The organism is Niallia sp. XMNu-256, assembly GCF_036670015.1.
GTDB lineage: Bacteria > Bacillota > Bacilli > Bacillales > Cytobacillaceae > Bacillus_BD.
The window spans coordinates 124,304-137,178 of sequence record NZ_CP137636.1; the positions used below are offsets into that span (position 1 = coordinate 124,304).

The 12,875-nt window shown below is 40.2% G+C and carries 8 protein-coding genes; all 8 read left to right on the plus strand.

Annotation, left to right across the window (positions count from 1 at the left end; genetic code table 11):
* The first annotated feature begins 12 nt into the window (after positions 1-12).
* The 8 genes from rpoB to rpsJ all read left to right on the plus strand — a co-directional run bounded on the left by rpoB (position 13) and on the right by rpsJ (position 12,855).
* Positions 13-3,570, plus strand: coding sequence for a DNA-directed RNA polymerase subunit beta (gene rpoB / locus R4Z10_RS00615; RefSeq protein WP_338471325.1), 3,558 nt, complete (start codon positions 13-15; stop codon positions 3,568-3,570).
* Positions 3,571-3,721: 151 nt separating this feature from the next.
* Complete coding sequence (gene rpoC / locus R4Z10_RS00620) at positions 3,722-7,321, plus strand: DNA-directed RNA polymerase subunit beta' (RefSeq protein ID WP_338471326.1); 3,600 nt, start codon at positions 3,722-3,724, stop codon at positions 7,319-7,321.
* A gap of 150 nt (positions 7,322-7,471) precedes the next feature.
* Positions 7,472-7,723, plus strand: coding sequence for a ribosomal L7Ae/L30e/S12e/Gadd45 family protein (locus R4Z10_RS00625; protein WP_338471327.1), 252 nt, complete (start codon positions 7,472-7,474; stop codon positions 7,721-7,723).
* A gap of 98 nt (positions 7,724-7,821) precedes the next feature.
* Entirely contained in the window at positions 7,822-8,244 is a 423-nt protein-coding gene (gene rpsL / locus R4Z10_RS00630; RefSeq protein WP_338471328.1) for a 30S ribosomal protein S12, read from the plus strand.
* A 42-nt stretch (positions 8,245-8,286) separates the two neighbouring features.
* Positions 8,287-8,757 (plus strand): 30S ribosomal protein S7, encoded by a 471-nt coding sequence (rpsG, locus tag R4Z10_RS00635; RefSeq protein WP_338471329.1) that lies wholly within the window; start codon positions 8,287-8,289, stop codon positions 8,755-8,757.
* 57 nt (positions 8,758-8,814) lie between these two features.
* Entirely contained in the window at positions 8,815-10,893 is a 2,079-nt protein-coding gene (gene fusA, locus R4Z10_RS00640; protein ID WP_338471330.1) for an elongation factor G, read from the plus strand.
* Positions 10,894-11,012: 119 nt separating this feature from the next.
* Entirely contained in the window at positions 11,013-12,200 is a 1,188-nt protein-coding gene (gene tuf / locus R4Z10_RS00645) for an elongation factor Tu (protein WP_338471331.1), read from the plus strand.
* A gap of 346 nt (positions 12,201-12,546) precedes the next feature.
* Positions 12,547-12,855 carry a 30S ribosomal protein S10 gene (gene rpsJ / locus R4Z10_RS00650; RefSeq protein WP_338471332.1) on the plus strand — a complete coding sequence of 103 codons (309 nt, stop codon included), beginning with the start codon at positions 12,547-12,549 and terminating at the stop codon, positions 12,853-12,855.
* The last annotated feature ends 20 nt before the right edge of the window (positions 12,856-12,875 follow it).

Here is a 12,875-nt window from a genome sequence, read left to right on the forward strand (position 1 = left end):
GGGGTGAATCAGTTGACAGGTCAACTAGTTCAGTATGGACGGCACCGCCAACGAAGAAGTTACGCACGGATCAGTGAAGTATTAGAATTACCAAATCTTATTGAAATTCAAACCTCATCCTATCAATGGTTCCTTGATGAAGGTTTGCGTGAAATGTTTGCAGATATTTCACCAATTGAAGATTTTACGGGTAATCTATCACTTGAATTTATTGATTACAGTCTTGGCGAACCAAAATATTCTGTTGCAGAATCAAAAGAGCGGGATGTTACATATTCAGCACCGCTGCGTGTGAAAGTACGTCTTGTTAATAAAGAGACAGGCGAAGTGAAAGATCAGGATGTCTTTATGGGGGATTTCCCATTAATGACAGAGACAGGTACATTTGTTATTAATGGAGCGGAACGTGTTATTGTTTCACAACTCGTGCGTTCACCAAGCGTTTACTTCAGTGCCAAACTCGACAAGAACGGTAAAAAGGGCTTTACGGCTACGGTCATACCTAACCGTGGTGCTTGGCTTGAGTATGAGACAGACGCTAAAGATGTTGTGTATGTTAGGATTGATCGTACTCGGAAACTGCCCGTTACGGTCCTTTTGCGTGCTTTAGGTCTAGGATCTGATCAGGAAATTCTTGATCTGATCGGTGATAATGAGTATTTAAGAAACACGTTAGAAAAGGATAGTACGGAAAGCTCTGAAAAGGCGCTGCTAGAAATTTACGAGCGTCTACGTCCTGGAGAACCTCCTACCGTTGAAAACGCAAAAAGTTTATTAGTTTCTAGATTTTTTGATCCAAAACGCTATGATTTAGCAAATGTTGGGCGTTACAAAATTAACAAAAAATTGCACATCAAAAATAGATTATTTGGGCAGCGCTTAGCTGAGACATTAGTTGATCCTGAAACAGGAGAAATTATTGTTGAAAAGGGAGCAACCCTTGATCGACGTACACTTGACCGTATTATTCCTGCTTTAGAAAAAAACGTAGGCTTTAAAAATCAAAGTCTATATGGCGGTGTACTTGACGAAGAAGTTCTACTTCAATCCATTAAAATCTATGCGCCAAGCGAAGATGATAAAGTAATTAATGTAATCAGCAACGCTTATGTTGAAGAGGCAGTTAAGCATATTTCTCCTGCTGATATTATTGCATCAATCAGTTATTTCTTTAACTTATTATATGATGTAGGTCATACAGATGATATCGATCATCTAGGGAATCGTCGCTTACGCTCTGTTGGTGAATTATTACAAAACCAATTTCGTATTGGATTGTCAAGGATGGAACGTGTTGTAAGAGAAAGAATGTCAATTCAAGATACAAATACGATTACACCACAACAATTAATCAATATCCGTCCGGTTATTGCATCAATTAAAGAGTTCTTTGGAAGTTCCCAATTGTCACAGTTCATGGATCAAACGAATCCGTTGGCAGAATTAACACATAAACGTCGTTTATCTGCTCTTGGACCGGGTGGTTTAACTCGTGAACGTGCTGGGATGGAAGTTCGTGACGTTCACTATTCCCACTATGGACGTATGTGTCCGATTGAAACACCGGAAGGTCCGAACATTGGATTAATTAACTCATTGTCTTCTTATGCAAAGGTAAATAAATTCGGTTTCATTGAAACGCCATATCGAAAAGTTGATCCGGATACGGGCAGAGTTACTTCTCATATCGACTATTTAACAGCTGATGAAGAGGATAACTATGTAGTGGCGCAGGCCAATGCTCGTCTTGATGAAAATGGTGAATTCCTTGATGAAGAAGTTCTTTCACGTTTTCGCGGTGAAAACACAGCCGTAAAACGAGAAAGAGTTGACTACATGGATGTATCGCCGAAACAAGTTGTATCAGCGGCAACTGCATGTATTCCGTTCTTAGAGAATGATGACTCCAACCGTGCTCTAATGGGAGCGAACATGCAACGTCAAGCAGTTCCACTAATGCAACCTGAATCACCAATAGTTGGTACAGGTATGGAATATGTATCTGGTAAAGACTCCGGTGCGGCAGTTATTTGTAAATACGATGGAACTGTTGAACATGTTGAGGCACGTGAAGTATGGGTGCGTCGGACTCAGGAAGTTGACGGTCAAACTGTGAAAGGTGACCTTGATAAGTATAAATTACAGAAGTTTAAACGTTCTAATAACGGTATGTGCTTTAATCAGAAACCGATTGTTTCTGTAGGCAACCATGTAACAAAAGGAGAGATCCTTGCTGATGGTCCTTCCATGGAGCTAGGTGAATTAGCGTTAGGGCGTAACGTATTGATTGCTTTCATGACATGGGACGGATATAACTATGAGGATGCCATCATTATGAGCGAACGTCTTGTAAAAGATGATGTGTATACTTCGATCCATATCGAAGAATATGAATCAGAGTCTCGTGATACAAAACTGGGACCTGAAGAAATTACTCGTGATATTCCTAACGTTGGGGAAGATGCTCTTCGCAACCTTGATGAGAGAGGAATCATTCGTACAGGTGCGGAAGTAAAAGACGGAGATCTTCTTGTTGGAAAGGTAACTCCAAAAGGGGTAACAGAATTAACAGCAGAAGAACGTTTGCTTCATGCCATTTTCGGTGAAAAGGCCCGTGAAGTTCGTGATACGTCATTACGTGTCCCACATGGTGGCGGTGGAATTGTTCTCGATGTTAAAGTTTTTAATCGTGAAGATGGCGACGAACTACCACCAGGGGTAAACCAACTTGTTCGCGTTTATATTGTTCAAAAACGTAAAATTTCTGCTGGGGATAAAATGGCTGGACGACATGGTAACAAAGGGGTTATCTCTCGTATTTTACCAGAGGAAGATATGCCATTTTTACCAGATGGTACACCAGTTGATATTATGTTAAACCCATTAGGGGTACCTTCTCGTATGAATATCGGGCAGGTCCTTGAACTACATCTTGGTATGGCGGCAAGATATTTAGGAATTCATGTGGCATCGCCAGTATTTGACGGGGCTACAGAAGAAGATGTATGGGATACAATTGAAGAGGCAGGAATGGCACAGGATGCTAAGACTGTATTGTATGATGGTAGAACAGGTGAGCCGTTTGATAACAGAGTTTCTGTCGGAATCATGTATATGATTAAACTGGCACACATGGTTGACGATAAACTTCATGCGCGTTCAACTGGACCGTACTCACTTGTTACGCAGCAACCACTGGGCGGGAAAGCTCAATTTGGTGGGCAGCGTTTCGGAGAGATGGAGGTTTGGGCATTAGAAGCTTATGGTGCAGCCTATACTTTACAAGAAATCTTAACTGTTAAATCAGATGATGTAGTAGGACGTGTGAAAACGTACGAAGCAATTGTAAAAGGGGAAAATGTTCCAGAACCAGGTGTCCCAGAATCATTCAAGGTATTAATTAAAGAATTACAAAGCTTAGGGTTAGATGTGAAAATTCTTTCGGGCGACGAGAAAGAAATTGAAATGCGTGATACAGAAGATGATGATGAGATGCATCAGGCTGAATCCTTTACATTAACACCTGAACCTGTTGAGGCTGAATCAGAAAAAGTAGGCTCAAACGAATAAACGATTAGCTGAACCTATTTAACTATATAGATCCCCTCTATTCGTAACTATGTTTATTTTAGAGGGGATTTCCTAAAATGATAAATTGGTAACTATCCAGGATTATAGCAATATGGGTAAAAACCCGAAGATGAAAAGGGAGGTAGGCCCCTTGATAGATGTTAATAATTTTGAGTTTATGAAGATTGGCTTAGCTTCACCTGATAAGATTCGCTCTTGGTCATTTGGTGAGGTCAAAAAGCCGGAAACGATTAATTACCGTACATTAAAGCCAGAAAAAGATGGGCTATTTTGTGAACGCATTTTTGGACCGCAAAAGGACTGGGAATGTCATTGTGGTAAATACAAACGTGTACGTTATAAAGGGGTAGTTTGTGATCGTTGCGGTGTTGAAGTAACACGTGCGAAGGTACGTCGTGAACGGATGGGACATATTGAACTTGCAGCTCCTGTTTCACATATTTGGTACTTTAAAGGGATCCCGAGTCGTATGGGGCTTGTTCTTGACATGTCTCCGCGTGCACTCGAGGAAATTATTTATTTTGCCTCTTATGTAGTTACCGATCCAGGTGAAACGACTCTTGAGAAGAAACAATTATTATCTGAAAAAGAATATCGTGCATATCGTGATAAATACGGGAATAAATTCCATGCTGGAATGGGTGCTGAATCCATTAAAAAACTTCTTTCGGATATTGATTTAATAAAAGAAGCAGATATGTTGAAAGAAGAACTCAAGTCAGCCCAAGGTCAACGTCGTACTCGGGCTATCAAACGTCTCGAAGTCATTGAAGCCTTCCGTGGATCTGGAAATGAACCATCATGGATGGTATTAGACGTACTTCCAGTCATTCCTCCGGAGCTTCGACCAATGGTTCAACTAGATGGCGGTCGTTTTGCTACATCAGATCTGAATGATTTATATCGTCGGGTCATTAACCGTAATAACCGCTTAAAAAGATTGCTTGATCTAGGGGCACCGAGCATCATCGTTCAAAATGAAAAGAGGATGCTTCAAGAGGCTGTTGATGCCCTTATCGATAATGGTCGACGCGGTCGACCTGTAACAGGACCAGGTAATAGACCACTGAAATCACTATCCCATATGTTAAAAGGTAAACAAGGTCGTTTCCGTCAAAACCTTTTGGGGAAACGTGTTGACTATTCTGGCCGTTCCGTTATCGTAGTTGGACCTAACCTGAAAATGTACCAATGTGGTCTACCAAAGGATATGGCATTAGAACTATTTAAGCCTTTTGTCATGAAAGAACTAGTTGAAAAGGGTTTAGCCCATAACATTAAGTCTGCAAAACGTAAAATAGAAAGAGTTCAACCGGAAATTTGGGATGTTTTAGAAGAAGTTATTAAAGAACATCCAGTATTGCTTAACCGGGCCCCTACACTACACAGATTAGGGATACAGGCATTTGAACCTACACTTGTAGAAGGAAAGGCGATCCGTCTCCATCCGTTAGTATGTACAGCATATAATGCAGACTTTGATGGTGACCAAATGGCTGTTCACGTACCTCTTTCTTCTGAGGCACAGGCAGAAGCACGCCTATTAATGCTTGCTGCACAAAACATCCTAAATCCAAAGGATGGGAAACCAGTTGTTACACCATCTCAGGATATGGTTCTAGGTAACTACTATTTAACTCTTGAAAAAGAGGATGCAATCGGAGAAGGCATGATTTTTAATGATATTAACGAGGCTCTACTAGCATATCAAAATGGTTATGTTCATTTGCATACCCGTGTAGCAATAAGAGCAAGTTCATTAAATAATCCAACTTTTACCGAAGAACAGAATCGTAAGTTGCTAGCAACAACTGTAGGTAAACTTATTTTTAATGAGATCTTACCGAGGTCTTTCCCTTATATTAACGAACCGACAAAGCATAACCTTGAAGTAGAAACACCGGAAAGATATTTTATTGATCCAGGCCAAGATGTTCGGGCTGCAATTAAGGAAATGCCATTGGTTGCGCCGTTTAAAAAGAAAATTCTTGGAAACATTATTGCTGAAGTGTTCAAACGCTATAAAATTACAGAAACATCAAAAATGCTTGACCGCATGAAAGACTTAGGATTCAGATACTCAACAAAAGCAGGTATTACAGTTGGGGTTTCTGACATCGTAGTTTTAGCGGAAAAGCAAGAAATTATTGATGAAGCGCAGAAAAAAGTCGATAACGTCATGAAGCAATTCAGACGTGGTCTAATCACTGAGGACGAACGGTATGATCGTGTAATCTCCATCTGGAGTTCGGCAAAGGATAATATTCAAGGAAAACTAATGGATTCCTTAGAAAATACAAACCCAATCTTTATGATGAGTGATTCGGGTGCCCGTGGTAATGCTTCTAACTTTACACAGTTGGCAGGTATGCGTGGTCTGATGGCTAACCCAGCTGGTCGTATTATTGAGTTACCGATCATCTCAAGTTTCCGTGAAGGTTTAACAGTATTAGAGTACTTTATCTCGACACATGGTGCTCGTAAAGGTCTTGCGGATACCGCACTGAAAACAGCCGATTCAGGTTATCTGACACGACGTCTCGTTGATGTTGCTCAAGACGTCATTGTTCGTGAAGATGATTGTGGAACAGATCGAGGCTTGTTGATCCGCTCGTTAAAAGACGGAACTGAGGTTATTGAAGCGCTAGAAGAGCGCTTAATTGGCCGATATACAAGAAAGGCGATTAAACATCCAGAAACGAAAGATGTTATCGTTCCGGAAAACAGTCTGATTACTGAAGATTTGGCTACTGAAGTTATTGATGCTGGTATTGAAGAAGTGTGGATTCGTTCTGCATTTACGTGTAATACTCGTCATGGTGTTTGTAAGAAATGTTACGGACGTAACCTTGCAACAGGTGAAGAGGTTGAAGTAGGAGAAGCGGTAGGTATTATTGCTGCCCAATCCATTGGGGAACCTGGTACACAGTTAACGATGCGTACGTTCCATACTGGTGGGGTTGCAGGTAACGATATTACTCAAGGTTTACCACGTATCCAAGAAATTTTTGAGGCGCGGAATCCAAAAGGACAATCTGTTATTTCTGAAATTGACGGGGTTGTCGTGGGGATTAATGAGGGCCGTGACAGACAACATGAAATCATTGTTCAAGGTCAGTTAGAATCTCGAACATATAATGCACCATACACAGCAAGGTTAAAGGTTGCAGTCAATGATCACGTTGAAATAGGTCAAGAGTTAACAGAAGGTTCTATTGATCCTAAGGAATTAATCAAGGTAAAAGACGTGATGGCTGTTCAAGAATACTTGCTAAAAGAAGTGCAAAAGGTTTATCGTATGCAAGGTGTTGAAATTGGAGATAAACACGTGGAAGTTATGGTGCGCCAAATGCTCCGTAAAATCCGTGTAATTGAAGCAGGAGATACAGATGTACTGCCAGGAACACTGCTTGATATCCACCAATTTACTGATGCCAACGAACAAGCATTGCTAAATGGAAAAATGCCTGCCACAGGTCGACCTGTACTCTTAGGTATTACAAAAGCATCGCTTGAAACGGATTCCTTCCTATCCGCAGCATCCTTCCAAGAAACGACGAGAGTTCTTACAGACGCTGCGATTAAAGGAAAACGTGATGAATTACTAGGTTTGAAGGAAAATGTTATCATTGGTAAATTGATCCCTGCTGGTACGGGTATGTCTCGATACCGCCGCGCGGAACCAGTTGTCAATATTGATGAAGCTGAAGATCCTGTTACGGTTGAATAATTAAATTGATGATGCAACACCTCTTTGAAGAGAGTGTTGCATCATCAAAAATATTTCATAAAATTTTTCCGCAAAACGTTGACAACTTTTTAGGAAAGTGATAATATTCTTTAGGTGCTCCTAATAACCGAATACTTTGGAGGATATTGAATGTCTTATGAAAAAGTATTGCAGGCTAAAAGCATTTATGTAGGAACAAAGCAAGCTGCTAGAGCGCTCAATTCAGGTAATGTTAGTGAAGTAATTGTTGCGACGGATGCGGATCCTAGGCTAACGTCAAAAGTCGTAGATATTGCTAGTAAGACTAATGTTCCAATCTCATATGTTGACTCTAAAGTAAAACTAGGAAAGTCATGCGGGATTAATGTTGCATCGGCAGTAGTCGCTATAGTAAACAAATAACGTTTTTGCAGACAAAAGACTGCAAAGACTTTGTTTTTGTAAAAAAATGAACCACCTGGATGTGTGGACATAAGAAATATGTGAAGGGAGGAAATAAAATGCCTACAATTAACCAATTAGTACGCAAACCACGTAAGTCACTTGCAGAAACATCAAAGTCACCAGCACTTAACAAAGGGTACAATAGTTTTAAGAAGACTCAAACAAACTTAACATCACCACAAAAACGCGGTGTTTGTACTCGTGTTGGTACAATGACACCTAAGAAGCCGAACTCAGCGCTTCGTAAATATGCTCGTGTACGTTTATCAAACGGTATTGAGGTAACTGCATACATTCCTGGCATCGGACACAACCTTCAAGAACACAGTGTTGTTTTAATCCGTGGCGGTCGTGTTAAAGACTTACCAGGGGTACGTTATCACATTGTTCGCGGTGCTTTAGATACTGCAGGTGTAAATAACCGTATGCAAAGCCGTTCTAAATATGGAACTAAGAAACCAAAAGCAGCTAAGAAATAATAGAACTTTATAACCCGATTATTCTTGAAAGGAGGAAATAGAATGCCTCGTAAAGGTCCAGTAGCAAAAAGAGATGTATTACCAGATCCGATTTACAATTCAAAACTTGTTACTCGTCTTATCAATAAGATGATGGTTGATGGTAAAAGAGGAAGATCTCAAACAATCCTATATTCTGCGTTCGATATCATTCGTGAACGCACTGGCAACGAACCAATGGAAGTATTCGATCAAGCGTTAAAAAACATCATGCCCGTTCTTGAAGTTAAAGCACGTCGTGTAGGTGGTGCAAACTACCAAGTACCAGTTGAGGTGCGTCCAGATCGTCGTACAACACTTGGTCTTCGTTGGTTAGTGAATTATTCTCGTCTTCGTGGTGAGAAAACAATGGAAGAGCGCTTAGCGAACGAAATCCTTGATGCTGCCAACAACACTGGCTCATCAGTTAAAAAACGTGAAGATACACACAAAATGGCTGAAGCTAACAAAGCTTTTGCTCACTATCGTTGGTAAAATATATAGTTTATTTCAATTAAAAATCACAACAAATTAGGAAGGAGAAAAAACCTAATGGCAAGAGAGTTCTCCTTAGAAAAAACTCGTAATATCGGCATCATGGCTCACATCGATGCCGGTAAAACTACAACAACTGAGCGTATTCTTTACTATACAGGTAAAATCCATAAAATTGGTGAAACTCATGAAGGAGCTTCACAAATGGATTGGATGGAACAAGAACAAGAAAGAGGTATAACGATCACATCTGCTGCAACAACAGCACAGTGGCATGATCATCGTATCAACGTTATTGATACTCCAGGACACGTAGACTTCACAGTAGAAGTTGAGCGTTCATTACGTGTACTAGATGGAGCGGTAACAGTTCTTGATGCTCAATCAGGTGTAGAACCACAAACAGAAACAGTTTGGAGACAAGCTACAACTTACGGAGTACCTCGTATTGTATTCATCAACAAGATGGATAAACTTGGTGCAGATTTCCTTTATTCTGTAGGAACATTACGTGAACGTTTACAAGCAAATGCACATCCAATTCAACTTCCAATTGGTGCAGAAGATACTTTCACAGGTATTATCGACTTAGTTGATATGACAGCTGATATATATAAAGATGATTTAGGAAATGACATGGAAGTAACTGAAATTCCTGAAGAATATCGTGAATTAGCTGAAGAACATCGTGAAAAGCTTCTTGAAGCAGTAGCTGAATTAGACGAAAATTTAATGGAAAAATACCTTGGCGGTGAAGAAATCACTGTAGAGGAGCTTAAAGCAGCTATTCGTAAAGCTACACTTAGTGTAGAATTCTACCCAGTACTTTGCGGTTCAGCTTTCAAAAACAAAGGTGTACAATTAATGCTAGATGCTGTTGTAGATTATCTACCAGCCCCAACAGATGTAGCATCAATTAAAGGTATCATACCAAACACTGATGAAGAAGTTGAGCGTCATTCAAGTGATGACGAACCATTTGCAGCATTAGCATTTAAAGTTATGACAGACCCGTATGTAGGGAAGTTAACATTCTTCCGTGTGTACTCTGGTACACTTCAATCCGGATCATATGTACAAAACTCTTCAAAAGGCAAGCGTGAACGTGTTGGACGTATCCTACAAATGCACGCAAACTCTCGTGAGGAAATCTCACAAGTATATTCTGGGGATATTGCAGCAGCTGTAGGTTTAAAAGACACAGCAACTGGTGATACTCTATGTGATGACAAGAACCTTGTTATTCTTGAATCTATGGAATTTCCAGAACCAGTTATCCAATTGTCAGTTGAACCAAAATCTAAGGCTGACCAGGATAAAATGGCAACGGCACTTCAAAAGCTACAAGAGGAAGACCCAACATTCAGAGCACATACTGACCAAGAGACTGGACAGGTTATCATTGCAGGTATGGGCGAGCTTCACTTAGACGTTATCGTTGACCGTATGAAGCGTGAATTTAAAGTAGAAGCAAATGTTGGAGCTCCACAAGTTTCCTATCGTGAAACATTCCGTGCTTCTGCTCAAGTAGAAGGAAAGTTTGCCCGTCAATCAGGTGGTCGCGGACAATACGGACATGTTTGGATCGAATTCTCTCCTAACGAAGAAGGAAAAGGATTTGAATTTGAAAACGGGATTGTCGGTGGGGTAGTACCACGTGAATACATCCCAGCTGTACAAGCAGGACTAGAAGATGCTTTAGATCGTGGTATCCTTGCTGGATATCCGCTAGTTGATATTAAAGCAAAACTATTTGATGGTTCATACCATGATGTTGACTCAAGTGAAATGGCGTTTAAGGTTGCTGCATCATTAGCACTAAGAAACGCAGCAAGTAAATGTCAACCTGTTATTCTTGAGCCGATTATGAAGGTTGAAGTTGTAATCCCTGAAGAATATCTAGGTGATATTATGGGTCAAGTTACAGCTCGTCGTGGCCGTGTTGAAGGTATGGATGCTCGTGGTAACGCTCAAGTAGTTAGAGCAATGGTACCACTTTCAGAAATGTTCGGATATGCAACAGCACTTCGTTCAAGCACACAAGGTCGTGGAGTATTCTCTATGCACTTTGACCATTACGAAGAAGTTCCGAAGTCAATTGCTGAAGAGATTATCAAAAAAAATAAAGGTGAATAATTGATTTTACCTGACATATCAAGTATAAATACTAATGTATGCTTAAGGTTGTGGAATTCTCAGTTCCGCAACCTATATAAAAATACTTAATTTTTTTATTTAAAAGGAGGATTTTCCTAATGGCAAAAGAAAAATTTGATCGTTCAAAGCCCCATGTAAATATTGGTACAATTGGTCACGTTGACCATGGTAAAACAACTTTAACAGCTGCAATCACAACTGTACTTGCAAAAGCAAGCGGCGGTGAAGCAAAAGGTTACGCTGCAATCGATAACGCTCCAGAAGAAAGAGAGCGTGGAATTACAATTAACACTTCACACGTTGAATATGAAACTGCAAACCGTCACTATGCACACGTTGACTGCCCAGGACACGCTGACTACGTTAAAAACATGATCACTGGTGCTGCGCAAATGGACGGCGGTATCTTAGTAGTATCTGCTGCTGATGGTCCAATGCCACAAACTCGTGAACACATTCTTCTTTCTCGTCAAGTAGGTGTACCTTACCTTGTTGTATTCATGAACAAATGTGACATGGTTGATGACGAAGAATTACTAGAATTAGTTGAAATGGAAGTACGTGACCTTCTTTCTGAATATGACTTCCCAGGAGATGACATTCCTGTAATCAAGGGTTCTGCTCTTAAAGCTCTTGAAGGCGAAGCAGAATGGGAAGAAAAAATTCTTGAATTAATGGCTGCAGTTGATGAGTATGTTCCAGAACCAACTCGTGACACTGACAAACCATTCATGATGCCTGTTGAGGACGTATTCTCAATCACAGGTCGTGGTACTGTTGCTACAGGCCGTGTTGAGCGCGGACAAGTTAAAGTTGGTGATGTAGTTGATATCATCGGTTTAGCTGAAGATTCAAAATCAACAACTGTAACAGGTGTTGAAATGTTCCGTAAGCTTCTTGACTATGCTGAAGCTGGAGACAACATCGGTGCTCTTCTTCGTGGGGTTTCTCGTGAAGATATCGAACGTGGACAAGTATTAGCTAAGCCAGGTTCAATCACACCACACACAAAATTTAAAGCACAAGTATACGTTCTATCTAAAGAAGAAGGTGGACGTCATACTCCATTCTTCTCTAACTATCGCCCTCAGTTCTACTTCCGTACAACTGATGTAACTGGTATCATTCAACTTCCAGAAGGCGTTGAAATGGTTATGCCTGGCGACAACATTGAAATGACTGTTGAACTTATTGCTCCAATTGCTATTGAAGAAGGAACTAAGTTCTCAATCCGTGAAGGTGGCCGTACTGTAGGCGCTGGATCAGTAGCAACAATCACTGAATAATTGTTAATAAAAAACAGATGGGTGACGATCCATCTGTTTTTTTTGTCCCTGAATAGGTGTATATATGTTATTGTCACATATAAAAAAGAAATATACACCAATTCTCAAAAACACTTGAATTGTTCCAGCTAACCCAGTATAATATGAAAAGTGTAAAAAACATAAACAGATTTAAATTTTTTACTTGAATTCGGTTTGTGTTTTCAGTATAATAGACAATGTTGGTCTTTGACTGCGATGATACGGGAGGTTGCTGATACACCCGGCCGCTTTGCCATGGCGAGTGTGTTAGGAGATTTCCGTTGAGAATGTCTATTTATTAAATAGGCGAAAAGGAGGGAAAATAATGGCAAAACAAAAAATTCGTATCCGTCTTAAAGCATATGATCACAGAATTCTAGATCAATCTTCTGAAAAGATCGTGGAAACGGCAAAACGTTCTGGTGCAGCTGTATCAGGTCCAATTCCACTACCAACTGAGAAATCAGTATATACGGTTTTACGTGCTGTTCATAAGTACAAAGACTCTCGTGAGCAATTTGAGATGCGTACTCATAAGCGTTTGATTGATATAATCAATCCTACACCACAAACAGTAGACTCATTAATGCGTTTAGATTTACCATCTGGCGTTGATATTGAAATTAAACTTTAATAAATAAATTATTCATTATA